The following is a 26,015-nucleotide window of genomic DNA, read 5'->3' on the forward strand; positions in this document are numbered from 1 at the left end:
GCCTTACTCCGGCAGCGCGGGAGCTGCCAGCAATTGCTCGATGGTCGGCGTGTCCACGCGGGCCAGGTCGTCCTGGTACTTGAGCAGTACGCCCAGGGTGTCCTGCACGGACTGCGGATCAAGCTCGGTCACGTTCAACGCCGCCAATGCGCGGCACCAGTCGATGGCCTCGGCAATGCCCGGCGCCTTGAACAGGTCGATGCCGCGCAGGCGGTGCACGAAATCGACCGCGCGCTGCTGCAGGCGGGTAGCCGTCTCGGGCGCGCGCTGCGCCACGATCTGCAGCTCTCGTGCCTTATCCGGGTAACCGATCCATTGATACAGGCAGCGCCGCTTGAGCGCGTCATGCACCTCGCGTGTGCGGTTGGACGTCATGATGACCAGCGGAATCACCTGCGCGCGCACCGTGCCGAATTCGGGAATCGACACCTGGAAGTCGGACAGCAGCTCCAGTAAAAACGCCTCGAACGGTTCGTCGGCGCGGTCGATCTCGTCGATCAGCAGCACGCGTGGTGTCTCGGCATGGAGTGGGTCGGGCAGCAACGCCTGCAGTAGGGGGCGCTTGAGGAGGAATTCGTCGCGGTAGAGCGTATCGGCGCGGGGTTTTTCGCCGGCGGCCTCGGCCAGGCGCAGTGCCATGATCTGGCGCGGGTAGTCCCATTCGTAGAGCGCGCTGGCGGTGTCAAGCCCCTCGTAACACTGCAGGCGCAGCAGGGACGTGCCGAGCAGCCCCGCCGCCGCCTTCGCCAGCTCGGTCTTGCCCACGCCGGGCTCGCCTTCCAGAAACAGCGGCCGCTGCATGCGCAACGCGAGGAACAAGGCCGTGGCCAACTCGCGGCTGGCGAAATAGCCCTGGCCTTGCAGTTGCGCGATGCAGTCGTCGATGGAATCGACCGGCATGCCGTTCCTTGGGCGTGCGCTCAATGGTGGTGCGCCAACGCCTGTTCGACCGCGCGCGCCGTCAATACCGGAATGAGGTGCGCCCGGTATTCCGGCGAGGCATGCAGATCGCCCACCAGATCGTCGGCGGGCACCACCACCTTGCGTGCGGCTTCCGATGTAAAGCTGGCTGCAAGCGCCTGCTCCAACGGCGTGCACCGGAACACGCACGGCGCGGCGCCCGTCACCGCCACACGCACGTTGTTGCCCTTGCGGCTGATGAACACGCCCACCAGCGCGAAACGCGACGCGGGGTTGCGGAATTTCACGTACGCCGCCTGGTCCGGCACGGGAAACTGCACCTCGGTGATGAGTTCGTCCGCAGCCAGCGCGGTTTCATACATGCCGAGGAAAAAGTCGTCCGCCGCGATGTTGCGCCGTTCGGTGACGACGGTGGCGTTCAGCCCGAGCACGGCGGCCGGGTAGCACGCCGCCGGGTCGTTGTTGGCGAGCGAGCCGCCGAGCGTGCCCATCGCGCGCACCTGGCGGTCGCCGATACCGCCGGCCAGTTCCCCGAGCGCGGGCAGCATGCGGGCGATGTCGGCGCTGTCCGCCACATCGGCATGGCGTGTGGCCGCGCCCACCGTAATCACGCCGGGCTGCGTGCGAATACCGGACATGCCCGGAATGCGCGTGACATCCACCAGCGTCGACGGCTGCGCCAACCGCAGTTTCATCGCAGCCAGCAGGCTCTGGCCGCCGCCGAGGTAATTGGCGTCGGCGTGCGTCTTCAGGGCGGTCACGGCGGTCTGGGCGTCGGTGGCTTTCTGGTACTCGAAGTCGTACATGGTTCGCTCCTCTGCCTAGGCCTTGGCCGCTTGAATGGTTTGCCAGACACGATGCGGTGTCGCCGGCATCTGGATGTCTTTCACGCCCAGCGGCGCAAGTGCGTCGACGATGGCGTTGATCAGTGCCGGCGGGGAGCCGATCGCGCCGGCCTCACCGCAGCCTTTGACGCCCAGCGGGTTGTGCGTGCACGGCGTGCCCTTGGCGGTTTCGACCGTGAAGCTGGGCAGGTCGTTGGCGCGCGGCATGGCGTAGTCCATGTACGAGCCCGTCAGCAGCTGGCCATTTTCGTCGTACACGCACGCCTCGAGCAGCGCCTGGCCGATGCCCTGGCCGAGCCCGCCGTGCACCTGGCCCTCGACGATCATCGGGTTGATGATGTTGCCGAAGTCATCCACCGCAACGAAACGGTCGATGTGCACCTCGCCGGTATCAGGGTCGACTTCCACTTCGCAGATGTACGCGCCGGCCGGGTAGGTGAAGTTGGTCGGATCGTAGAAGGCGTTTTCGTCCAGCCCAGGTTCGAGCTTGTCGAGTGGATAGTTGTGCGGTACGTACGCCGTAAGCGCGACTTCGCCGAACGTCTTGGTGCGATCCGTGCCGGCCACGCGGAAGACGCCGTCCTTGAACTCGATGTCCTCCGCCGAGGCTTCCAGCAAATGCGCGGCGATCTTCTTGGCCTTGGCCTCGATCTTGTCGAGCGCCTTCATGATGGCCGAGCCGCCCACGGCAATCGAGCGCGAGCCGTATGTGCCCATGCCGAACGGGATGCGCCCGGTGTCGCCGTGCACGATCTCGATGTTGTCGATGGGCACGCCCAGACGATCGGCCACCACTTGCGCGAACGTCGTCTCGTGCCCCTGGCCGTGGCTGTGCGAGCCGGTGAAGACCGTGACGGAGCCCGTCGGGTGCACGCGAATTTCGCCGGCTTCAAACAGGCCGGCCCGCGCGCCCAGCGCCCCCGCGATGTTCGACGGCGCCAGTCCGCACGCTTCGATGTAGCAGGAATAGCCCAAGCCGCGCAGCCGGCCCTTGGCGCGCGAAGCGTCGCGTCGGGCGGCAAAACCCTTCACGTCGGCCAGTTCGATGGCGCGGTCGAGGCACGGCTCGTAGTCGCCCGTGTCATACGTCAGGCCCACCGGCGTGGCATACGGGAACGTGCGGATGAAGTTGCGGCGGCGCAGCTCAGCCGGGTCGATCTGCAGTTCGCGCGCGGCGGTTTCAACGAGGCGCTCGACCACATACGTCGCCTCGGGCCGGCCGGCACCGCGATACGCATCGACGGGCGCGGTGTTCGTGAACACCGCTTTCACTTCGGCATAAATGGCCGGCGTTTTGTACTGGCCGGCGAGCAACGTCGCATACAGGATGGTCGGCACGCTGCTGGCAAACGTCGACAGATACGCGCCCATGTTGGCCGTCGTATGCACGCGCATGGCGAGGAAATTGCCCTGCGCATCGAGCGCCAGTTCGGCATGCGTGACGTGGTCGCGGCCATGCGCGTCGGTCAGGAAGGATTCGGAGCGCTCGGCCGTCCACTTGATCGGTCGGCCAACTTTTTTCGATGCCCACGTGAGCGCCACGTCTTCCGGGTACAGGAAGATCTTCGAGCCGAACCCGCCGCCCACATCCGGCGCAATCACGCGCACCTTGGCTTCGGTCAGGCCCAGCACGAACGCCGACATCAACAGGCGTTCCACGTGCGGGTTCTGGTTGGCGACGTAGAGCGTGTAGCTGTCGTCCTGGCGCGAATAGCTGGCGTTGACGGCGCGTGGCTCAATCGCATTCGGGATCAGCCGATTGTTGACGATACCGAGGTGCGTCACGTGCGCGGCCTTGGCAAACGCCGCGTCAGTGGCGGCCTTGTCGCCGTGGCCCCAGGTGTAGCAGGTGTTGTTCGGCACGTCGTCGTGGACGGCGGTGCCTGCGGTATCTGCGGTGGCAGTGTCGACCACGGCGGGCAGTTCGTCGTACTCGACGTCGATCATCTCGACCGCATCTTTGGCGATCTTCACCGATTCAGCCACCACCAGCGCGACCTGATCACCCACATGGCGCACCTTACCTTGCGCGAGCACGGGGTGGGGCGGCTCCTTCATCGGCGTGCCGTCAATGCTATGGATGAGCCAGCCGCACGGCAGGCCGTTCACCTTGTCGGCTGCCAGGTCGTCGCCCGTCAGCACGGCCAGCACGCCCGGATGGTTGCGTGCGGCATCCGTGTTGATGTGTTTGATACGGGCATGCGCATACGGCGAGCGCAAGAACACTGCGTAAGACTGGTGCGCCTGCACGACATCGTCCGTGTATTGCCCGGCGCCCGTCAGGAAGCGGAAGTCTTCCTTACGTTTGACGGACGCGCCAATCAGGTGGTTGTTGGGTTCTGCGGGAGCGTTCATGGTGGTCTCCTCGCTGGGGTCAGGCGGCGTGAGCCCGTGCCGCGGCCAGGCTCTGAAGCGAGGCATCGTCGCCTTCGGCTGCGGCCATGGCTTCGGCACCGTGCATCACAGCACGCACGATGTTGTGATAACCCGTGCAGCGGCAAAGATTGCCGTCGAGCTGCTCGCGCACCGTGTGTTCATCTGGATGCGGATGCTGCGCAACCAGGGCCGTAGCCGCCATCACCATGCCCGGGGTACAGAAGCCGCATTGCAGGCCGTGGCATTGGCGAAAGGCTTCCTGCATCGGGTGCAGTGCACCATCTTTCGACAGGCCTTCAATAGTTGTCACCTCGGCGCCGTCAGCCTGTACGGCCAGGATGTTGCAGGACTTCACCGCGCGCCCGTTCATATGCACGGTGCAGGCACCGCATTGCGCCGTATCGCAGCCGACGTGCGTGCCGGTCAGGCGCAGGTGCTCGCGCAGCAATTGAACTAGCAGGGTATGGGGTTCGACACTGACGGTGACAGGCGCACCGTTGACCGACAGCTTGAGGCTGATCGCCATGGGAGTCTCCTTGGGGGATGGGCGCCGGGTGCCATGCTGCGCGCCTTCATTGCTGCGAAGACGTGCGCTGGTCTCGATATCGGTGGTCGCGGCTTTACTCAGTAAAGCACAGGCAAAGGAGAAGACAACCGGAGCGCGGTAACACTGTCGGAGGCGTCAACATGATGCTGCGGCATGCAAACAAACCAAACAAATGCCGCAGAAATGACAAAGGGCCGGAATCCGGCCCTCGATTGGCACCAGGCGGTCATGACCTGGCGGGTGTGGCGGCGGGTGTGATGACACACGGCCGGCGCACGGTGCTACTGAAACTGCGATTGCTACATACAGCTAGCTTGGGCACACGCCCATCGACAACAGCGTGGCGGGTTAGGCCTTGACGGTGCGGTGCGTGCCGAACAGGTTCGCGATTGCCGAGAAGAACTGGGCGAACGAGAACGATTGGCCGCTCGGACGGCGATAGTAGTAGATACCTTCGGACATTTCGCGCTCGATCAGTTCGCGTTCGAGTTGATCGGTCAGCTTCAGGTCGTTCGTGTTTTGCATGATTGGCCTCTTAGGGAAATCCCGGTTAGGGAATACCCTGACTATACACCAGATGATGCAATGCACCATACGTAGGCTTACCTATGCACCCTTTCTGCGCGACCGACCGTTGCTCAGCCACCACGCGCGTGTTGCGCCGCACCAATGTGGTGCGGCCATCGCTCTACCGGCTGGATTGGCGCGTCACTTCACGGGAATTGGTTGGCTGGCCGGGATCGGCACGGCCGTCACGCTGTTCTTCGGGCTGCCCGATATGACCTTGTCCGAATACGTCAGATAGACCAGCACATTGCGTTTGCGGTCCACCGTGCGCACCACGTGCAGCGTCTTGAAAACGAGCGACAGGCGCTGCGTGAACATGTCGTCCTGCTGGGGCAGGGGCTTAACAAAGCTGATGTCGCCGACCTGGCGGCAGGCCACGGCGGCTTCGCTCACGTCTTCGGCCACCCCCAGCGAGCCCTTGATGCCGCCCGTGCGCGCTCGCGAGACATAGCAGGTCACGCCTTGCACGAGCGGGTCATCAAAGGCTTCGATGACGATCTTGTCGGAGCCTGTGATACGGAAATTGGTGCTGACGCTGCCGATGTCTTCGGCGCGGGAGCAGCCAACGGCACTCAGCGCGAGCGCGGCAATCAAGACGGGAAATCTGGTGAACGGGCGCATGGCTTGTCGTAGATGAAGAGGAAAGATTGAGAATCAGAGCAGCGACTCGGGCGGCCAGGGCGCAGCTGCCTCGTCTACAAAGGTGGGTCGCATGTCGGTGTGTTGGCGGGAATGCTCTATGCGGCGGTGCAGGGCGTCCATGAAGACCTTGACCTTGGCGGGCATGAGGCGGCGGCCCGGGAAGACGGCATACACGCGCATTGGCGGGGATTGAAAATCGGTCAGCACCTCCTGCAGCGCGCCTGAAGCGATCAGCTCGGTGGCAAACACGGAGGTGATGCGCGCGACCCCCAGGCCGGCAATCGCGGCCTGCATCCGCAATTCGCTGTTGGAGGTGCGCATGCGAAAGTCCAGCGGCAGGTTGATTGTCTCGCCGCCGGGCGTGCGGAACTGCCATTCGGCTTCGTTGGAGGTGCCGAGGCAGGGCCAGTCGGCGAGTTGGTCCGGGTGCGTCAGCGGCCCAAGGCGCTCCAGCAGTTGCGGGGCGACGACCACCGCGCGGCGCAGATCGAAGACACGCTGGGCCACGAGGCCGGAGTCGGGCAATGGGCCGCGCGGTACGGTCAACATGATGTCGTAGCCCTGTGCAAGCGGATCGATCTGACGTGGCGCGACATCCACTTCGATACGCAAGCCGGTGTGTTCGCGCATGACTTCCAGCACCACCTCGGCGAGCTGCTTGGCGGCGAACTCGTACGGCATGGCAATGCGCAAGGTGCCGGCGGGTGACTGAAAGGTCGCTGCGGCGTCTTCCGAAACTTCGCGCAGCCGCTGGAACAATGGGCCGGCATCGCGCAGAAGGGCTTCACCGGCATCGGTCAGGCGCAGGCGCCGCGTGCTGCGCTCGAACAGGCGTACGCCCATCTTCCCCTCCAGCCGCGACACCGCTGTGCTGACCGAAGACTTGGGCAACCCCAGCCGATCGGCCGCGCGCGTGAAGCTGCCCAGCGTGGCCACGGTGCAGAAAGTGTCCCAGTCGTTCCAGTCCGTCGTTCGCATAATTGAACAATGAATTTGTTGGCAGGCGATTTCCGCCGGTTTCAAGGCAAATTACCATCCCTGCATGAACACGCCAAGCACAGACCACACGGTTTCCCCGCTGCCCCCACCGCACGCCCCGGCCGCCGGATCGTCCGTGGGCAGCCGGATGGAACTGCGCATGGTCGGGATGGTGATTGGCCTGGCAACGGGCGTGGACTACATGTCGAACCTGATGTTTTCGATTGCGGGGCCGCATATCGAAGGCGGGGTGCTGGCGTCCCAGGATGTCTATCTCTGGGCTGTAACGGCGTATGCGGCAGCGGCCAGTCTGTCGATTCTGGTGATGGGCCGGCTGGCTGATCACATGACGTACCGCAGGCACACGCTGCTGTCGCTGCTGGTGTTTATTGCGGGCACGCTGATGTGCGCCGCGGCCGAGGGCGGCACGATGCTGATCGTCGGGCGGGCAGTGCAGGGGTTTGGCGGCGGCCCGATGCTGTCGACTTCGCGCATCTTTGTGCAGCACAGCCCCGCGCACGAACGCCGGACGATGATGAAGGGCATGATCTACGGCATCTTCGGTCTGAGTTGCGTGTCGCCGATGCTGTCGGCGGCGCTGACGGAGCAATTCGGCTGGCGCGCCATCTTCGTCGCGCAGTTGTTGGTGGCGGTGGTCGTGTGCGGGCTGGTGGCGGCGTTCTATCCGCATCCGAAGATGCACGAGCGCAAGGGCGATTTCGCCTCGCTCGACTGGCCTTCGGCCATCGCGTTTGGGCTGGCGGCGCTGATTGCGCTGCACGGCTTCCAGCAGGCGCGCTTTGTCCACCCCGACGGCTCGCCCGCGCAGGTGGTGCCAATCATTGCGGTGGTGGCGCTCATCCTCTGGGTTGGCATTCGGCAGACGGGCCATCCGCTGCCGTGGGTGGACTTGCGGGCCACGCTACAGCGGCGCTTCCTGATGGGCATGGTGTTCTACGCCATCTATTACATGTTTGCGAGCGCCTGGGGCTTTCTTTCGTCGGGCCTGCTGCAGAACGGATTGGGTTTCCGCTATGAGACCACCGCGCAGCTCATGAGCCTGGGCGGCTTGGTGACGGTGGCGCTGGGCATCCTGAACTTTCAGTTGACCAATGTGCTGCCGACCAAGCGCGTGCTGATCTCCGTCGGTTTTGTGCTGATGGCGACTGCGCTGCTGTGGATGTCGCATGTGGCCATGCCGGGCGCGTCGGTGGCCGCGGTGGCGCCGGGGTTCATGATCGAAGGCATGGTGGGGATGTTCGTGGTGATCCAGGTGGCGGGGCTGACTTACGTGGATCTGCCGGCCAAGGATTTCGGCCATGCCTACCAGTTCAAGGGAATCATGCGGGCCTGGGCGCAGGCGCTTGGGACGATGGGCGCGACGTTGTTGCTGCAGCGCGGGCAGGCGCAGCACCGGACTGACCTCGTCGGGCATGTGAGCGCGCTGACGCCGGCCTGGCAGTGGCCGCATGCGTTGCAGGGTTCTGAGTTGATTCGGATTTCGGCGGAGATTGATCGGCAGGCGACGTTGCTGGCGGTGGGGGATTTGTTTGCCTGGGGCGCGGTGGTGGCGTTGGGGTGTGCGGGGGGGATTTGGTTGCAGCGGTCGTTGCGGTAGGCGTTATGGTTGATGTGGTTTTCGTCCCCTGGCGGGGACGACTTACTTCTTTGTCTTGCCAAAGAAAGGTAAGCAAAGAAAGGCGCGCCCGAGATGGCGACTTCCCCTTGAATTTATGTCGCAGTGATGGGAAGGAGGCAAACTCGCTACGCTCAGACAGGGCTCCTTCCTTTTTCCTCCCTGCAACAGAAATTCAAGGCGCCATCTAGGGCAAGGTACGGCCACACCGTCTGACGGCCTGCGTTGTCGCCGTCTGTTGTGCAGGCTTGGCTCAATCCAGCTTCTGTTCCGGCGCCGTGGCCTGCGGCATCTTGCAGTTGAAGGCTGGCGCCTCGTCTTGCAGGTCCAGGTGATTCATCAGCGTAGGGGCCAGGACCTTGAGCACTTGCACCGTCAGTGCGCTGGTGAATTTGTACTTGGCGGCATCAGCGCCGGCTACGTAGGCGACGACGGTGCCGAAGTAGCGGTCTCCCAGGTAAAAGACGAAGGCGCCGGAGCGGCTCACGACCCGTTCGGAGATGAGGCCGCCGCCACGGCTGAAGGTTTTGAAGCGGTTGTCTCCGGTGCCGGTTTTGCCGCCGATGGCGATGGGTTTGCCGTCCTTCTGGACGAACGTGCCGGAGATGCGCTTGGCGGTGCCGCCTTCGACGACGCCGGCCAGCGCGGATTTGACCAAGGGCGGAATCTCGGGCGGCAGCACGCGTTCTCCGGCGTTGGGGTCACGGCAGAGCATGACTTCGTAAGGGGTGTCGGCGGCAAAGCGCAGGCGGTCGATGCGTACGCTGGGCAGGCGGATGCCGTCGTTTTCGAGAATGCCCATCAGCTCTGCCAGCGAAGCCGGGCGATCTGCCGATGCGCCGATGGCGGTTCCGTAGGACGGCACCAGCGATTCGAACGGATACCCCAGCCGCTTCCACATCGCGTGAATCTGCTGGAACGCTTCGATCTCGAGCATCTGCTTGATGCGCTTGTCTTGCGCGGCCTTGCGGTGCGATTGCAGCAGCCATTTGTAGACCGACAAGCGCTCATCCGCGCTGGCCTCGTTCACCTGCGCGAGGGTGGCTTGCGGATGGGTGCGCAGAAACGCCACCAGCCACAACTCCAGCGGATGCAGCTTGGCGATGTAGCCGCGATCGGCGAGGTCGAAGCGCTGGACGGAGTACTTCTCATACAAGTTGGTGAGTTCCGCCTCATCCAGCTTTGCCCCGGGCAGGTAGCTGCGGATGAATGCGGCGAGTTTGCCGGGGCCGGCCTCCGGGTCGATGCTGCGGTAGATCGTGGCCAGCCGCACCGGTGTGGCCCGCGTGCTTTGCACCAGGATGGCTTCGCGCTCCTGGTCGGTCTTGCCTTTGTATTTGGCATAGAACCGGCCCATGAACAGCTTGCCCTCGCGATCGGCAAAGCGCCGCAGGTAAATCTGCCGCTGCGGAGAATCCGGGTTGGTCAGCGCCTCGGCGCCGGCATTGGGCAGCTGATGCTGAAAGTAGCGCGAGATGTCGCGCATGATCCGCACGAAGACGAGGTTGACGGAGTGCTTGAGCCCCTCCCGCACCGTGAAGTTCTGCGTGCCTTCCCATTTCTCGAAGTTCTCGAAACTCTGCATGCCGCCGCCGGTGGCAAACCACTCGCCGGCGTTTCCGGAATACTTGCGCTCCATCGATGCATCCAGCATCGCTGAGAGCGACCGGTCTTGCGTGCGGGCAAGGTAGTCGACAGCCCAGCGCTCGATCGGATTCTGCACGGGAATATTGACCTTGCGCAGCGCCGCCACGGGTTGATCGGCGTAGCGCTTGTGCAGCGCGGCCACGATCTGGAGATACGTCACCAGCGTACGCAGCTTTGCCGTAGATCCCAGATCCAGCTTGACGCCTTCGTTGATGTCGAACGGCTTGTCGAACGTATCGGCTTGCACCAGCACACGGTTGCCGCCCGGCGCGCGTTCGTAGAGCGTGAAGCTGTACGTCACGCCGCGCGGGTCCCCACGTTCGAGCATCATGTCGCCGACGAGGCCGGCGGCCTTGGCGTGGGCCGGGTCGCGCAGCTTGCGCAGTTCGGCGGAAACATCGCGCTGCAACGGCGCATCGAGCGTGCTGCTGGCGGTCAGGTCGAGCCGGTCGAGCGCGTACATGCGCGAGATGCCGAGCATGCTCGCCAGATTCACGCGTACGGCATTCGTGCCTTTGTGCTCCAGCGGCGGGGGTGGCACGCGTGTGTTCAGCGCCTGCTGTTTGAGCGATTGCGCAATCGCCGCATCGCGCAGCGCTGGCGGGATCACGCCGGAGGCAGCGAGCACGCGCAGGTAGGCGTTGGTCAACGTCTCCAGCTCATCGAGGTTCTCAAGGTAATACGACGGCCGCCGCTGCGAGACGAGCAGGCTCAACGCCTCCTTGTAGGCCAGCGCACGGTCTGCCAGCGGCGCGACAGACTTGGCCGCGAGCAGCGCATTCACCTGGGCGAAGTCGCGCCCGTACCAGACCCACAGCGCATCGCCAATGCCCTGGATCTCGCCAAAGCCGGCGCGCGCGCCCAGTGGCACGGTGTTCAGGTAATCGACCACGAGCTGATGGCGGGCGGCCGTTGTGTCTTCCCCGTTCAGGTAAGCGCGGGCGGATGCGGAGAACATTTGCCGCAGCTTTTCGCTGGGCGATTCGGTGCGGCCTTCCGGCGAGTGGCGATACTTTTCGATTTGCGTGGCAAGGGTGCTGCCACCGGGCGATTCATGCGCCGGGTTGACGACATGCAGAGCGCGGTCCCACACCGCACGCGCGAGGCGCGACCACTCCACGGCCGGATTGCGCTTCGGGTATTCGGTCTGCAGCAGCGTGCGGTTTTCAATCGCGAGCAGCGAGTTGGCCAGCAGCGGCGGAACCGACGCAAAACTGTCATACACGCGTTCGGGGTGCCGCACGCGGTAGATCGGGCGGCCATCGTCGTCGAGCAATTCCAGGCCGGCCTGGTCTTTCTCGCGATAAGGCGGGTTCATGCCGCTGTCCATTCGCGCGACCATCTCTTTGGATGGCACGGCTTGCTGCGCGACGATGTAGCCGCGCGAGCGCAGGCGGTCCAGAAACGTGGGGAGGTCGTGATAGCCGAGCCGCTCGTCGTAGGGGCCGGAGTTTGGGTAGCGGGCCGAATCGTTCGGGCCAGGCTTGACGGGAAAGGTTTGCGATTGCGCCAGATGCGCGAAATAGCGCGCTTGCCAGGCGGAGGTGCGGAATTCGTGCGCGACAAGCAAGGCGGCCGCCGCCAGCACCAGCGCCACGACGACGGCCAACTTGATGATGATGGGGCGGCCTATTCTTTTCACTCGCTTGCGCTCCAATCGCAGGCGAACGGGCGCCTTGCTTCAATCTAGCCCATGCGGCCGTCGTGTCCAGCGGCGTGTAACTTTGGGGCCGCCGTTGCAAGCCTTACGAGGGTGCGTAATACGGGATCTGCTGCTCGTCGTACAACTGATACGTCAGCGCCAGCATGGCACGGATGTCTTCAGACTCGTCGAGCAGCCGCGTGCTGAAGATGATCGGCGAGACCAATTGCGGATCGTCGAGTTCCATGTAGCAGACATCTTCGCGCCGCAGGCCCGCCACACTGCGCGGCACCACCGATACACCTTCGCCGGCGGCCACCAGACCCAAGGCAATTTGCAATTCCCGTGCCTCGTAGATCTTGCTGGGTTCCAGCGCGCGATCGTGGAAGAGGGCGAGCACCTGGTCCGCATAGCTTGGGCGCGGTGCGCGTGGATAGATGATGAGCGTGTCGCCGACAAGATCGCGCAGCGATGCGGCCGGCCTGCCGTCGAGCAGCGCATGGCCTGACGGCAGCGCGACGATCAGTCGCTCATCACGCAGGAGGATGCGCCGCACGTTCGGGTCTTCATAACGGATGCGACCGAAGCCGACGTCGATGCGGCCGTCCTTGAGCGCCTGGATCTGATCCATCGTGGTCATCTCGTGCATGGTCAGATCGACCATCGGGTATTCCGCCCGAAAGCGCCGGATGACCTTGGGCAACATCCCATACAGGGTCGACGCCACGAAACCAACCGACATGCGCCGCTCGATCTGACCGACGCGTTGCGTCATCGACGCAAGTTCCGCCGTCTGCGCGAGCAATTGCCGTGCATGGGCGTGAAAAAAGCGGCCGGCTTCGGTCAGCTTGAGCGGGCGGCTGCCGCGCTCGAACAGCAGCACGCCGACTTCCTCTTCCAGTTGCTGGATCTGCCGGGAGAGCGGCGGCTGCGCGATGTGCAACCGTTCAGCCGCACGCGTGAAGTTCAACTCTTCAGCAACGGCAACGAAATAGCGAAGATGGCGCAGCTCCATTTTTATACCTGTTAGGTATGAAACTGATACTAAATCGGTGTTGGACGCAATAAATTGCGCTGCGTAATCTGGTTTCCACGTTGATAGCTGTTCCTCTGATACCTGGAAAACATGATTCGCTCGATCGAGGCCATTCTAGTGGATGTGCCCACCATCCGTCCGCACAAGCTGTCCGTCGCCACCATGCACACGCAAACGCTCGTCCTCGTGCATGTGCGCTGCGAAGACGGCATCGAAGGCTGGGGCGAGGCCACCACGATTGGCGGCCTCAACTACGGCGAAGAGAGCCCCGAAAGCATCAAAGTCAACATCGACACGCATATTGCGCCGCTGCTGATCGGCATGGAGGCGCGCAATGTGGCGGCTGCCATGGCACGCGTGCGCAAGACCATTCAGGGCAACCGCTTTGCCAAGTGCGCGCTGGAAACGGCGCTGCTGGATGCGCAGGCTCACCGGCTGGGCGTGCCGCTGTCGGAGCTGCTGGGCGGCCGCCTGCGCGATGCGCTGCCGGTGGCCTGGACGCTCGCCAGTGGCGACACGAAGAAAGACATTGCCGAGGCAGAGGCGATGCTCGCCGAGCGCCGCCATCGCATCTTCAAGCTGAAGATCGGTCTGCGCCCGGTGGCCGACGATGTTGCCCACGTGCTGGCCATCAAACGCGCCCTCGGCGACGCCGTCAGCGTGCGCGTGGACGTGAACCAGGCGTGGAGCGAGCTGGATGCTGCCAACGGCATTGCGGCGTTGCAAGCCGGCGGCGTTGACCTGATCGAGCAACCGGTGCGCGCGGAGAACCGCGCCGCGCTGGAGCGTCTGGCCCGCCAGTTCGCGGTGCCGATGATGGCCGACGAAGCCCTGCACGGTCCGCTCGATGCATTTGAGCTGGCGTGCTCTGCCAGTGCCGACGTCTTCGCCGTGAAGATCGCGCAATCCGGCGGCCTCGTGCCGGCCATGCAGGTGGCAGCCATCGCGCAGCTGGCGGGCATCGGCCTGTACGGCGGAACGATGCTGGAGGGCGCGGTCGGCACGGCCGCATCGGCTCATGTGTTTTCCACCTTTGGCGAGCTGCAGTTCGGCACTGAACTGTTCGGCCCCTTGTTGCTTACGCAAGAGTTGCTGACCGAGCCGCTGCTGTACCGCGACTTCATGTTGCAGGTGCCGACCGGCCCCGGCCTGGGCATCGATATCGATCGAGACAAGCTGGCCCGCCTGCGCCGCCAATAAGAACAACCAGACCCAGATCCACCAAGGAGACCACGATGCTGTTCCACATCCGCATGGATGTTCGCCTGCCGGCCGACATGCCCGCCGATGTCGCCAACGAGATCAAGGCGCGCGAGAAGGCCTATTCGCAGGATCTGCAGCGCAGCGGCAAGTGGCGCCACATCTGGCGCCTGGTCGGCGAGTACGCGAACGTCAGCGTCTTCGATGTGCAGAGCAATGCCGAGCTGCACGACATCCTGACGGCGCTGCCGCTTTTTCCATACATGGAGATTTCGGTGACACCGATGTGCCGTCACCCCTCGTCAGTTCATAGCGACGATGCTTGAGACATTCCACATCCCCCCAGAAAACCACGAGGAGACACCCATCATGAACGCGCGCGTATTCCAAACAAAAGAAGTGCAGGACCTGCTGAAGGCCGCCACCAACCTGGACGGCAAGGACGGCAACGCCCGCCTGAAGCAGATCACGCACCGATTGCTGGCTGACCTGTTCAAGGCCATCGACGATCTTGATATCACGCCGGATGAAGTCTGGGCAGGCATCAACTACCTGAACAAACTCGGCCAGGACGGCGAGGCGGCATTGCTGGCGGCCGGCGTGGGCCTGGAAAAGTATCTCGATATCCGCATGGACGCGGCCGACGAAGCGCTTGGTCTCAATGGCGGCACGCCGCGCACGATCGAAGGCCCGCTGTACGTGGCGGGCGCAACGGTGCGCGATAGCGTGTCTCGGATCGACATCGATCCGGACCCGGCCGCAGGCCCGCTGGTCATTCACGGCACGGTGACAGGGCCGGAGGGCAAGCCCGTGGCCGGTGCCGTGGTCGAGTGCTGGCACGCAAACTCGAACGGCTTCTATTCGCATTTCGATCCGACCGGTGCGCAGAGCCCGTTCAACCTGCGGGGCGCGGTCAGGACCGGCGCCGATGGCCAATATGAATTCCGCACCCTCATGCCGGTGGGCTACGGCTGCCCGCCGCAAGGTGCCACGCAGCAACTGCTGAACGGACTGGCCCGCCACGGCAACCGGCCGGCGCATGTGCACTTCTTCGTCACGAGCGACGGCCACCGCAAGCTGACGACGCAATTCAACATCGAGGGCGATCCGCTGATCTGGGACGACTTCGCGTATGCCACGCGCGAAGAACTGATTCCCCACGTGGTGGAGAAGACCGGAGGCGCCGCGCTAGGCCTCAAAGCCGATGCGTACAAGGACATCGAATTCAACTTGGTGCTCACGCCGCTGGTTCAGGGCAAGGACAACCAGCGCGTGAATCGCCTGCGTGCTTCGGCCGAGGCTTGAGGCAGAGCGCCCCAACGTGGAGACGACCATGTCCGCCTTGATCGACAAAGCCAGCGAACTGGACCAACTGCTGTCAACCGCCGTGGTGGATGACGAAGCGGCCGGAATTTTTCGCTGCCGCCGCGACATCTTCACCAACCCGGATCTGTTCGAGCTGGAGATGAAGCACATCTTCGAGAACAACTGGGTGTATCTCGCGCACGAAAGCCAGATTCCAAACAACAACGACTACTACACCACGTGGATCGGCCGCCAGCCGATCGTCATCACGCGCGACAAGACCGGCGAGCTGCACGCGGTCATCAATGCCTGCGCGCACAAAGGGGCGATGCTGTGTCGCCGCAAGCATGGCAACAAGGGCAGCTTCACGTGCCCGTTCCACGGCTGGACGTTCTCCAACACCGGCAAGCTGCTCAAGGTAAAGGACGAAAAGACCACCGAGTACCCCGTGCGATTCAACACGCACGGCTCGCACGATCTCAAGAAGATTGCGCGGTTCGAGAGCTATCGCGGCTTCCTGTTTGGCAGCCTCAACGCCGATGTGCAGACGCTCGAGGCCTACCTTGGCGAAGCGCGCGTGATCATCGACCAGATCGTCGACCAGGCGCCCGATGGCCTGGAAGTACTGCGCGGCAATTCTTCCTACGTCTATGACGGCAACTGGAAGATGCAGATGGAAAACGGCTGCGACGGCTACCACGTCAGCACCGTGCACTGGAACTACGCGGCAACGATGGGGCGGCGCAAGGAAGGCGGCACCCAGGCAGTCGACGCGAACAGCTGGAGCAAGTCGGTGGCGGGCGTCTATGGCTTCGAGCACGGTCACATCCTGCTGTGGACGAAGACGATGAACCCGGAAGTGCGGCCCGTCTATGCGCACCGTGACGAAATCAAGGCGCGCGTGGGTGAAACCCAGACCGATTTCATCGTCAACCAGACGCGCAACCTGTGCCTGTATCCCAACGTCTTCCTGATGGATCAGTTCAGCACGCAGATTCGCGTGGTACGGCCGATCAGTGTCGACAAGACCGAGGTCTCGATCTTCTGTTTCGCGCCGAAGGGCGAAAGCGCAACGGACCGCGCAACGCGCATCCGCCAGTACGAGGATTTCTTCAACGTCACCGGCATGGGCACCGCCGATGACCTGGAGGAATTCCGCGCCTGCCAGAACGGCTACGCCGGCACCACTGCCCTGTGGAACGACCTGTCGCGCGGGGCGCCGCTGTGGGTCCGCGGTCCCGACGAGAACGCAGCCAGGATGGGATTGAAGCCACTCATCTCGGGCGAGCGCAGTGAAGACGAAGGCCTGTTCGTCTGTCAGCACGAATACTGGGTGCGCGTCATGCGCGAGGCACTCAAACAGGAATGCGACGGGGTGTTGGCATGAACGCGGATTACCAGAACATCTGCGCCGCCCTGTACCTCGAGGCGCGACTGCTGGACGACCGGCAGTGGGACGCGTGGCTCGAGTGCTACGCCGAAGACGTCACTTACTGGATGCCCGCCTGGGATGACGACGACCAGTTGACCGAGGATCCGCACAGCGAGATCTCGTTGATGTACTACGCCAATCGCTGCGGGCTGGAGGATCGGGTCTTCCGCATCAAGACCGAGCGCAGCGGCGCTTCCACCCCGGAACCGAGAACCAGCCACACGGTCACCAACGTGGAAGTCCTGGCCGAACGCGGCGATGAAGTCGACGTGCGCTACAACTTTCACACGCTCAGCCACCGGTACAAAACCACCGACCAGTTCTTCGGGACGATGTTCGTCACCCTGCGCCGCGCGGGCGAGGGCTTCCTGATCGCATCCAAGAAGATCGTCCTGAAGAACGACTACATCCGGCAGGTGCTCGACGTCTATCACGTCTGATCTGCACTTACGCATCCAAGGCAGCGGAGATATCCCATGTCCAGTTTCACAGTCGCATTGAACTTCGAAGACGGCGTGACCCGCTTCATCGATTGCAAAGCGGGCGAGAAGGTGCTCGATGCCGCCTTCCGCGCCAAGATCAATCTGCCGATGGATTGCTCCGATGGTGTGTGCGGCACCTGCAAGTGCCGCGCGGAGAGCGGCCGCTACGACCTCGGTGACGATTACATCGACGACGCGCTGACCGAAGACGAGAAGAACACCGGCCTCGTCCTGACGTGCCAGATGGTGCCGCAGAGCGATTGCGTGATCGCGGTGCCGACCACCTCGACGAGTTGCAAGACCGGTCAGAGCCGCTTCGGGACAACGGTGTCCAAGGTCGAACTGCACAACGATGCCGCGGTTGTGCTTGAACTGGACGTCGACGCCACTGCGCCAGTGTTTCTTCCGGGCCAGTACGTCAACATCGCCGTGCCCGGCAGCGGGCAGCACCGCTCGTATTCGTTCTCATCGGCGCCCGGAGAATCGAAGATCAGCTTCCTGATCAAGAAGATTCCCGGTGGCGTGATGAGCCGCTGGCTTGAAGCCGCACAGCCTGGCGACAAGCTCGATCTGCACGGGCCGTTGGGCAGTTTCTATTTGCGCGAGGTGCAGCGGCCGCTGTTGTTCCTTGCCGGCGGTACGGGGCTTGCGCCGTTCCTGTCGATGCTGGAAGTGCTGGCGCGCACCAACTCGCAACAGAACGTGCATCTCATCTATGGCGTGACCCGAGACCTGGACCTCGTGCAGGTCGAGGCGATCGACGCCTATGCGGCGCGGCTGCCGAACTTCAGCTACGCCACGGTCGTCGCCGACGCCGCGTCGAATCATCCGCGCACGGGCTGGGTAACGCAGCACGTGCCGGCCGATGCGCTGAACGATGGCGACGTCGACGTCTATCTGTGCGGGCCGCCGCCGATGGTCGATGCCGTGCGCAAGTACTTTGATGACGAAGGCGTAAAGCCCCGCAGCTTCTACTACGAGAAGTTCACGCCCAATGCCGTACCCGAGGCAAAGGCGGCATGAGCATGCAACGATTCTCAGGCAAGGCCGTCGTCGTGACGGGCGCGGCGCAAGGTATCGGGCGCGGTGTGGCACTGGCTGCGGCCGAAGAGGGCGCGCAGGTGCTGCTGGTGGATCGGGCCGAACTGATTTACGAGGTGCAAGCCGGAATTGCTGCAGCGGGTGGTCGGGCGCATGCCACCACGGCGGATCTCGAAACGTACGCCGGCGCTCAACATGCCGTGCAGGCCGCGCTCGATGCGTTCGGCCGGATCGACGTGCTGATCAACAATGTCGGCGGCACGATCTGGGCGAAGCCGTACCAGCACTATGAAGAAGCTCAGATCGAGGCGGAGATCCGCCGCTCACTGTTTCCCACGCTCTGGTGTTGCCGCGCGGTGCTGCCACACATGGTGGAGCGACGGCAAGGGGTGATTGTCAACGTGTCTTCTATCGCCACGCGCGGCATCTATCGGATCCCGTACTCGGCCGCCAAGGGGGGAGTGAATGCGCTCACGGCGAGCCTAGCGCTGGAGCACGCGCAGGACAACATTCGTGTCAACGCCGTCGCCACGGGTGGCACCGAAGCGCCCCCGCGGAAGATTCCGCGCAACACGGCGCCCATGTCGGAGCAGGAGGCCGTCTGGTATCAGGGCATCGTTGACCAGACGATCGCCAGCAGCCTGATGCACCGCTACGGCACGATCGACGAGCAGGTCAGGGCGATCCTGTTCCTGGCTTCGGACGAGGCCTCGTACATCACCGGGACGGTGTTGCCGGTGGGTGGTGGCGATCAGGGCTGAGCGCCACCGGACTCTGCAAGGTCCACACTGACAAAAAAAACGCCAAGCGGGAACACCGCTTGGCGCTGCACAACGTGGCATGAACGGGCATTCACGCGACGGGGAATCGAACAGCTAAAAGGGGGGCAGCCGTTCGAGTTTTCTAGGTTAGATATCCCAATCGTAAAGAAAGCAAGGCATTGTCAAATGGATTGCCATTGATCGTTTATCGTTCAGCACGCTGCTTATCCCAACATGGATAAAACAGGCAAATCCGGCATATCCTCACGCAAATTACATGGCGATTGATTGGTCTGCTAATCCGGTGAATGAAGCCCACTGATATTCCTTGTCCGAGGTCTGCGCTGTTGTGCGGGTACTACTGCGAAGCCGCATGACATCAAGCCGGAACTCTTTCGTAAGTGACCAATTCTGCATATGCGTACTTGGGGCCTCCCCCAAAACGCCTACAGCTCGGACCACTTCAAACGACCGCTTGATTACAGGTGAGACGAACGCCTGGTGATTTTGCAATTGTTTGGAATTCGCGCACATCGCGCATGCTATTTCTAGCCCTGTCACGCTGTCTCAACGAGCAAGCTTCTTAAAAATTAAGACGGCGGGCCGCAGTAATCGGCAATATCGATTACAAGAAAAATAGATAGAACAATATAAGTCAACGGGGAAGTAGCAATGCGGATCGCTGTGTTGGAAGACGATCCAGGCTTTCTGTCACTTGTCGAATCCGTGATTGATCGCCTGGGACACTCGTGCGTGTCATTTCGGGATGGCATGCAACTGTTCAAGAATTTGCAGCGCGATTCCTACGATCTCTTGGTTCTGGACTGGCATGTTCCAAGAATGTCCGGAATGGAGATACTGGTCTGGCTGCGACAAAAGAAAGAAGACAGTACGCCGGTCGCGTTCATCACCAGCGCGGCCTTTGAGTCGGAAATCGTGGCGGCTCTGCGCCAGGGTGCGGATGACTACATCATCAAGCCGGTCGGCGCTGCTGTGCTGGAGGCCCGTATCGAAGCCATTCTGCGGCGGCTGTATAGGGAAGAAGCGGAAAGCACGCTGGAGCTTGGAGCGTTCAGGTTCGACGGCACGCGCCGCGTTGCCTATGTCCGAGACCAGGAAATCAAGCTCACCAGCAAGGAATACGAACTCGCATACAAACTTTTCTCGCGCAAGGGGAAGCTGCTGACGCGCGATTATCTGGTGAGTGCCATTTGGGGCGAATCTTACGCGGGGGAATCCCGCACGCTCGACACGCACATCTCTCAGATCCGGCTGAAGTTGGGACTGAACCCTGGCAACGGCGTGAAGCTGATCTCGGTGTATGGCGCCGGATACCGGCTGGAGAGTGCATGATGCGCGCCAGACATGCCTTGTTGTGCGCGACCACCGTATTGGCCGCTGCCCAGGCGCACGCCGCGCCTGGAGCGTCTGCAGACGAAATCCTGCAACTGGCGGACCGCACGGTCGCACAGTTTGAAATGGCGCAGTACGGCGCCGTGTGGGACGCGGCTGCGCCGATGATCCGGTCGGCCGCCGACAAGCCAACATTCGTTCGCCAGATGCAGGCGACCCACAAGCATGACGGCGATGTGTCGGATCACGGTTGGGCGTCCATTGCGCGCATCCAGTATCAAAACAACCATGACATTCCGGATGGCCTCTATGCCAACGTCGATTATGCCGTTCATTTAAAAAGTGGCGGCGTAATGTATCAAGTCATCAGCTTCCGATTGGAAGAGGATGGACATTGGCATTTTGTTGGGGATGCGCAGCGGCAGCGTGCAGACGGCATTCCCACGCAGCCCGCGATTTTCTCGCTATTGCCCGCTATTTCTGCGCAGCGCGCTCCGGTTCGCTGAGGAGCCTCGTTCGACGAGCCCGGTTCTGACCGCCAGCGCAGCCTGCTGGGCTTTGCTGCGCCACCGTTTCTGTCACTGTCTATTTGCGCAAATCCGAAGAATGCCGCCATGTGTTCTCTGATGCAGTGATTTGACACTGCATGACAGTCGTTTGTGAATGTTTTGCATTGCATTTCACATCCGTCGCTACATTGGCTCAACGAATGCTGTCCATTCCAACTCCGTGCAATCGGAGATTCATCCATTGTGGACACGGCGCATTCAAAAAAGAAAAAGACGCACATTTTTGCAAGCTGCGTCGCTTTGAGTCATGCGTTTTGGGGAAGTGAAGTGAATCGGATCTATAGAACCAAATACAACCCTGTCAGGAACCTGACAGTGGTCGTGGCGGAGAGCTGCTGCGGGCGCGGCAAGCGCGGCAGCGCAGAGGGCCAGGCCATCGGTCATCGCACCCTGCGGGCGATCACGCCCGTTCTGCATCGGAAGTCCGCCATTGCGCTGGCGCTTGCGGCCTTCCTCGGCGTGGTCATGCAGGACCACGCCCATGCGCAGTACACGAATGGCGCGTTTGGTACGGCAGCCGGAACGTCGGTCGCGATCGGCAGCGGCTCTGGCGCGAACGCCGCCAACGCCTCCGGTTCTGCAGCGGTGGCCATCGGCAGCGGCGCGACGGCCACCGGCGGCCCCACCAGTGCGGGTGCCATTGCCATCGGCAGCGCAAGGGCGGGCACGGCGGGCACGCCCTTCCAGAATGGAGCAATCGCCATCGGCCAGGGCGCCCAAGCGCTGAGCACCAATCCGACGGGTGGCACATCGCCGATCGCTATCGGCGCCACGTCCAATGCCAACGGTACGGGCTCGCAGGTCGCCATCGGAGATCAGGCGGTGGCGACCGGCGTGGATGCGATCGGGATCGGCGGTCATGCGAACGCCGCAGGCGTGAAGGCCACCGGCAACGAGTCGACCGCAATCGGTCAGTCTTCTGCTGCGACCAATACTGGTTCAGTCGCGCTGGGTTACTCGGCCACGTCATCCGGCATTGGCTCGGTGGCGTTGGGCGGCAACGGTATCGTGGGCTCCAGCGCCACGGGCGATGCATCGTTTGCCGTGGGCGGCGGTTCTTCGGCGGCAACGGCCGGTGCGATTGCCGTGGGGTCTGCGGGGGCCACGGGCGTTGCAGCCGGAGGCGCCGGTGCCCAGGCAAAGACTGGCGTGGGCGTCATCGCCATTGGTGCCGGTGGTGCAGGCGGGTCGGTGGCAGGCGCAACGGGCGGCGCGGGTGCCGCGGCCACGGGCTCCGGTTCGATTGCCTTGGGCGATGGGGGCGCTGGTGGTTCTGCCGCGGCCGGTAAAGGCGGCGCGGGCGCTGTTGCCAGCGGAGCAAGCGCCATTGCCATCGGTTCCGGCACGGCGGGATCCACCACGGCCGGCTTGGCGGGTGCTTCGGCAACGGGCAGCAGTGCGATTGCGATCGGTGCGGGATCCTCGGGTGCGGGCGCAGGGGCGTTGGCTGTCGGCACAGCGGCATCCTCGGTAGGGGCGAGCAGCGTCGCCCTGGGCAACGGCGCCGTTGCCAACTTTACGAAGGATGTGGCCCTGGGCGCAGGCTCCACCACGGCTTCTGCCGTGGGGACGTCCAGCGTGACCGTGGCAGGCACCGCCTATGCCGTAGCGGGCACAAGCCCCACCAGCACGGTCAGCATGGGTACGCCTGGCGCAGAGCGCACGATCACCAATGTGGCCGCGGGCCGCGTCAGCGCCACCAGCACGGATGCCGTTAACGGCTCGGAGCTGTACGCCGCCAACCAGGCCATCGCCGCGGTCAACACTGTTGCCAACAAAGGTTGGAATGTGACAACTGCGCAGACGGGAACCGGCACGGCCAGCGGCACGGCGCTGAGCAACGTCGCGCCGGGCGGTACGGCAACTTTCACTGCGGGCAACAACGTCGCCATCACGCAGAGCGGCACGAATATCACGCTCGCGACCAGCATGACGCCGACCTTCACGAGCGTGACCACCCGTAACACGACGTTGAACAACAGCGGCCTTGTCATCACCGGCGGCCTGAGCGTCACCAGCACTGGCATCAACGCAGGCAATACAGCGATCACTAATGTGGCCGCGGGTACGGCGTCGACTGATGCCGTCAATGTCAGTCAGCTCAGCGCCGTCAATGCCATCGCCCGTGCCGGCTGGAACGTCAGTGCGCAAGGCGCCAACACCACCAACGTCGGACCGAACAGCGCAACGGGCACCAACGTTGACCTGAACAACACCGACGGCAACATCGTGGTGAGCAAGACGGCGGCGAGCAATAACGTCAGCTTCAATCTGGCACCGACGGTGAAGGTCGCCAATAGCGTGACTGTTGGTCCAGCGGCCAGCGGCACGACCGTCACCGCGACCGGCGTGAGCACAAACGGTGGCGCTGGCCCGTCCTTGACGACGAGCGGCGTCAGCGGCGGAGGCCTGGCGATTACGAACATTGCCCCGGGCGTCAATGGCACCGACGCGGTGGATATGAATCAGCTCAATGCGGTCAGCGCAGTGGCCAACAAGGGCTGGAACGTGACGACGGCGCAAACAGGCACCGGCACGGCCAGCGGCACGACGCTAACCAACATTGCTCCGGGCAGCACGGCGACGTTCACTGCAGGCAACAACGTCGCCATCACGCAGAACGGCGCAAACATCACACTCGCCACCAGCATGACGCCCACGTTCACCAGCGTGACGACGGGCAACAGCGTGCTGAACAACAGTGGCTTGACCATCAGCGGTGGACCGAGCGTAACGAACACCGGCATCAACGGCGGCGGCCACGCCATCACCAATATTGCGCCCGGTATAAACGGCACCGATGCTGTCGATGTGAATCAGCTCAATGCGGCCGTGCAGTCGGCGAGCGCGGGGTGGGGCATCAGCGCGCAGGGCGCACATGGGACGACGGTGTCGCCGGCAAGCCCGACGGGCGCAACGGTCGATCTGAACAACACGGACGGCAACGTTGTCGTGAGCAAGTCGACTACAAGCAACAACGTCAGCTTCAACCTGGCGAACAACGTGAATGTGGCTGGCAGTTTAGCGGTGGGTCCTGCCGCCAGCGGCACAATGATCACGTCGAGCGGCGTCACCACCAATGGCGGCAGCGGCCCGAGCCTCATTGCCACGGGCATCAACGCGGCCAACACGGTCGTCACCAACGTGGCCGCCGGCACTGCTCCGACCGATGCGGTCAATGTCAGCCAACTGAATGGCGTCAAGGCTGCAGCCGGTGCCGGTTGGAACGTCAGTGCCCAGGGCATGAACGCCACCAACGTCGGCACCAACAGCGCAACGGGCAATACCGTCGATCTGAACAGCGGTGATGGCAACATCGTCGTGAGCAAGTCGACGACGAGCAACAACATCAGCTTCAATCTGGCGAACAACGTCAACGTGGCGGGCAGTGTGACGGTGGGCCCGGCAGCCAGCGGTACGAGCATCACGTCGACGGGTGTGACGACCAACGGTGGCGCCGGCCCCAGCTTGACCATCACGGGCATCAACGCGGCCAATACCGCAATTTCGAACGTGGCCAAGGGGCAGGTGTCCGCCACCAGCACGGACGCCGTCAACGGATCCCAGCTCTACGCAACGAACCAGACGGTCAGCAATCTCGTCAATTCCGTGACAAACGGCGGCGTGGGGCCCGTTCAATACAGCACGCCGTCGTCGCCCACCACGCCGAATGGCGGTAAGCCCTCGCAAGATCTGACGCTAGTTGGGGCGACTGCCGGTCCGGTGACGCTGCACAACGTGGCTCCCGGCGTGGCGCAAACCGATGCCGTGAATGTGGGGCAGCTCAGTGGCGCGGTGGCAGGCCTGGGCGGTGGCGCCTCCGTCAACCCGTCTACCGGCGCGGTGACGGGGCCGACGTATACCGTCAGCAACGCCAACGGCACAACGTCCACGGTCAATAACGTGGGCGCGGCGCTGGACGCGATCAACAGCACGGGCATCAAGTACTTCCACGCCAACAGCACGGCGCCGGACAGCCAGGCGTTGGGCCTGGACAGCGTGGCGATCGGTCCCAACGCCGTCGCCAATCATGCCGGCGACATCGCCTTGGGTGCTAGCAGCGTGACGACATCGACGATCGCCACGCCTTCCGCCGCCATCAACGGCACGCTCTACACGTTTGCCGGCGGCGCGCCGGTCAGTACCGTCAGCGTGGGTACGCCGGGCGCAGAGCGCACCATCACGAATGTGGCCGCTGGCCGCATCAGCGCAAGCAGCACGGACGCGATCAACGGCTCGCAACTTAATGCAGCCGATGTGGCCATCACCGCATTGAGCGACAAGGTCAACAGCCTGGGGGCGACGGTGGCCACCAACCTCGGCGGCGGGTCGAGCTACAACTCGTCGACCGGCGCGGTGACATCGCCAACATTCGGCAACGGAAGCAATGGCGGCGGCAGCTCGCTCGGCAACAACGTGGGCGCCGGGAACGGGCCTGCGGTCACTGTGTCGGCGGGCCTGCAGGCGGCTGCCAACACCTGGATCACCGGCAACCCCGTCACGTACACGGCACCTCTGGCCACCGGAGCGAATAGCACCGCAGCCGGCAGCGGTGCGGTGAGCACGGGCAGCAACTCGGTCGCGCTGGGCAACAACTCCAGCGACGGCGGGCGTGCAAACGTGGTCAGCGTTGGTGCGGCTGGCGGCGAGCGACAGATCACCAACGTTGCCGCCGGCACGCAAGGCACGGATGCGGTCAACGTCAGCCAGCTCAACTCCGCGATCGGCCAGTCGAACGCCAACATGACGCAGCAGCTCAATGGCTTGCAGCAAAGCGTGAACAACGTCGCGCGCACCGCCTATGCCGGGGTTGCGGCGGCAACTGCGCTCACGATGATCCCCGACGTCGACAAGGACAAGACCCTGTCGCTCGGCATCGGCGCGGGCTTCTATCACGGCTATCAGGCTGTGGCCATCGGCGGCACGGCACGCATGACCGAGAACATCAAGGTTCGCGCAGGTGTCAGCACGAGCCCCGGCAATGGCACAACGTTCGGCATGGGCGCTTCGATGCAGTGGTAAGCCGCTCGCCCAA

19 protein-coding genes and 1 pseudogene are annotated in these 26,015 nt (G+C 63.4%); 11 read left to right on the plus strand and 9 right to left on the minus strand.

Annotated elements, in window-relative coordinates; all coding sequences use genetic code 11:
• Window positions 1–3 precede the first annotated feature (3 nt).
• The 7 genes from N5B55_RS07475 to N5B55_RS07505 all read right to left on the minus strand — a co-directional run bounded on the left by N5B55_RS07475 (window position 4) and on the right by N5B55_RS07505 (window position 6,876).
• A complete protein-coding gene (locus tag N5B55_RS07475; protein WP_304539642.1) occupies window positions 4–900 on the minus strand; it encodes an AAA family ATPase in 897 nt (298 codons plus the stop codon).
• A 20-nt stretch (window positions 901–920) separates the two neighbouring features.
• On the minus strand, window positions 921–1,727 hold the full coding sequence (locus N5B55_RS07480; RefSeq protein WP_304539643.1) for an FAD binding domain-containing protein: 807 nt from the start codon (window positions 1,725–1,727) through the stop codon (window positions 921–923).
• A 15-nt stretch (window positions 1,728–1,742) separates the two neighbouring features.
• Complete coding sequence (locus N5B55_RS07485) at window positions 1,743–4,121, minus strand: xanthine dehydrogenase family protein molybdopterin-binding subunit (protein ID WP_304539644.1); 2,379 nt, start codon at window positions 4,119–4,121, stop codon at window positions 1,743–1,745.
• A 19-nt stretch (window positions 4,122–4,140) separates the two neighbouring features.
• A complete protein-coding gene (locus N5B55_RS07490) occupies window positions 4,141–4,668 on the minus strand; it encodes a (2Fe-2S)-binding protein (protein WP_012761956.1) in 528 nt (175 codons plus the stop codon).
• Window positions 4,669–5,037: 369 nt separating this feature from the next.
• Window positions 5,038–5,214 (minus strand): hypothetical protein, encoded by a 177-nt coding sequence (locus tag N5B55_RS07495; protein ID WP_173004231.1) that lies wholly within the window; start codon window positions 5,212–5,214, stop codon window positions 5,038–5,040.
• 183 nt (window positions 5,215–5,397) lie between these two features.
• On the minus strand, window positions 5,398–5,877 hold the full coding sequence (locus tag N5B55_RS07500; RefSeq protein WP_065854969.1) for a CreA family protein: 480 nt from the start codon (window positions 5,875–5,877) through the stop codon (window positions 5,398–5,400).
• Window positions 5,878–5,910: 33 nt separating this feature from the next.
• Window positions 5,911–6,876 carry a LysR family transcriptional regulator gene (locus tag N5B55_RS07505; RefSeq protein ID WP_154208433.1) on the minus strand — a complete coding sequence of 322 codons (966 nt, stop codon included), beginning with the start codon at window positions 6,874–6,876 and terminating at the stop codon, window positions 5,911–5,913.
• A 64-nt stretch (window positions 6,877–6,940) separates the two neighbouring features.
• Here N5B55_RS07505 and N5B55_RS07510 point away from each other — a divergent pair, with 64 nt between their 5' ends.
• A complete protein-coding gene (locus N5B55_RS07510; protein ID WP_304539645.1) occupies window positions 6,941–8,494 on the plus strand; it encodes an MFS transporter in 1,554 nt (517 codons plus the stop codon).
• Window positions 8,495–8,765: 271 nt separating this feature from the next.
• Here N5B55_RS07510 and N5B55_RS07515 read toward each other — a convergent pair whose 3' ends face one another.
• Both N5B55_RS07515 and N5B55_RS07520 read right to left on the minus strand, forming a co-directional pair.
• Window positions 8,766–11,801 (minus strand): transglycosylase domain-containing protein, encoded by a 3,036-nt coding sequence (locus tag N5B55_RS07515; RefSeq protein ID WP_304539646.1) that lies wholly within the window; start codon window positions 11,799–11,801, stop codon window positions 8,766–8,768.
• A 103-nt stretch (window positions 11,802–11,904) separates the two neighbouring features.
• A complete protein-coding gene (locus tag N5B55_RS07520) occupies window positions 11,905–12,816 on the minus strand; it encodes a LysR family transcriptional regulator (RefSeq protein ID WP_065854978.1) in 912 nt (303 codons plus the stop codon).
• Between the two features lie 111 nt (window positions 12,817–12,927).
• Here N5B55_RS07520 and N5B55_RS07525 point away from each other — a divergent pair, with 111 nt between their 5' ends.
• The 10 genes and pseudogenes from N5B55_RS07525 to N5B55_RS07570 form a co-directional block, all read left to right on the plus strand.
• Window positions 12,928–14,037: a muconate/chloromuconate family cycloisomerase gene (locus N5B55_RS07525; protein ID WP_304539647.1), complete on the plus strand. Its 1,110-nt coding sequence runs from the start codon at window positions 12,928–12,930 to the stop codon at window positions 14,035–14,037.
• Window positions 14,038–14,072: 35 nt separating this feature from the next.
• Window positions 14,073–14,363, plus strand: a complete 291-nt coding sequence (gene catC / locus N5B55_RS07530; protein ID WP_304539648.1) for a muconolactone Delta-isomerase — start codon at window positions 14,073–14,075, stop codon at window positions 14,361–14,363.
• 43 nt (window positions 14,364–14,406) lie between these two features.
• Window positions 14,407–15,342, plus strand: a complete 936-nt coding sequence (catA, locus tag N5B55_RS07535) for a catechol 1,2-dioxygenase (protein WP_304539649.1) — start codon at window positions 14,407–14,409, stop codon at window positions 15,340–15,342.
• A gap of 28 nt (window positions 15,343–15,370) precedes the next feature.
• On the plus strand, window positions 15,371–16,729 hold the full coding sequence (locus N5B55_RS07540) for a Rieske 2Fe-2S domain-containing protein (RefSeq protein ID WP_304539650.1): 1,359 nt from the start codon (window positions 15,371–15,373) through the stop codon (window positions 16,727–16,729).
• A complete protein-coding gene (gene benB, locus N5B55_RS07545) occupies window positions 16,726–17,214 on the plus strand; it encodes a benzoate 1,2-dioxygenase small subunit (protein WP_304539651.1) in 489 nt (162 codons plus the stop codon). Before N5B55_RS07540 ends, benB begins: the two co-directional genes overlap by 4 nt.
• Window positions 17,215–17,250: 36 nt before the next feature.
• Window positions 17,251–18,279 (plus strand): benzoate 1,2-dioxygenase electron transfer component BenC, encoded by a 1,029-nt coding sequence (gene benC, locus N5B55_RS07550; RefSeq protein ID WP_304539652.1) that lies wholly within the window; start codon window positions 17,251–17,253, stop codon window positions 18,277–18,279.
• Window positions 18,276–19,058, plus strand: a complete 783-nt coding sequence (locus N5B55_RS07555; protein WP_304539653.1) for a 1,6-dihydroxycyclohexa-2,4-diene-1-carboxylate dehydrogenase — start codon at window positions 18,276–18,278, stop codon at window positions 19,056–19,058. The genes benC and N5B55_RS07555 overlap by 4 nt, the downstream gene beginning before the upstream one ends.
• Window positions 19,059–19,730: 672 nt before the next feature.
• Window positions 19,731–20,411 carry a response regulator transcription factor gene (locus tag N5B55_RS07560; RefSeq protein ID WP_304539654.1) on the plus strand — a complete coding sequence of 227 codons (681 nt, stop codon included), beginning with the start codon at window positions 19,731–19,733 and terminating at the stop codon, window positions 20,409–20,411.
• Between the two features lie 38 nt (window positions 20,412–20,449).
• The gene (locus N5B55_RS07565; RefSeq protein WP_304539655.1) at window positions 20,450–20,917 is read left to right on the plus strand and encodes a DUF4019 domain-containing protein; all 468 of its coding nucleotides are present in this window, start codon (window positions 20,450–20,452) and stop codon (window positions 20,915–20,917) included.
• A gap of 345 nt (window positions 20,918–21,262) precedes the next feature.
• A pseudogene (locus tag N5B55_RS07570) lies at window positions 21,263–26,002 on the plus strand (beta strand repeat-containing protein); the annotation flags it as partial.
• Between the last annotated feature and the right edge of the window lie 13 nt (window positions 26,003–26,015).

The organism is Ralstonia pickettii (assembly GCF_030582395.1).
Taxonomy (GTDB): Bacteria; Pseudomonadota; Gammaproteobacteria; order Burkholderiales; family Burkholderiaceae; genus Ralstonia; species Ralstonia pickettii_D.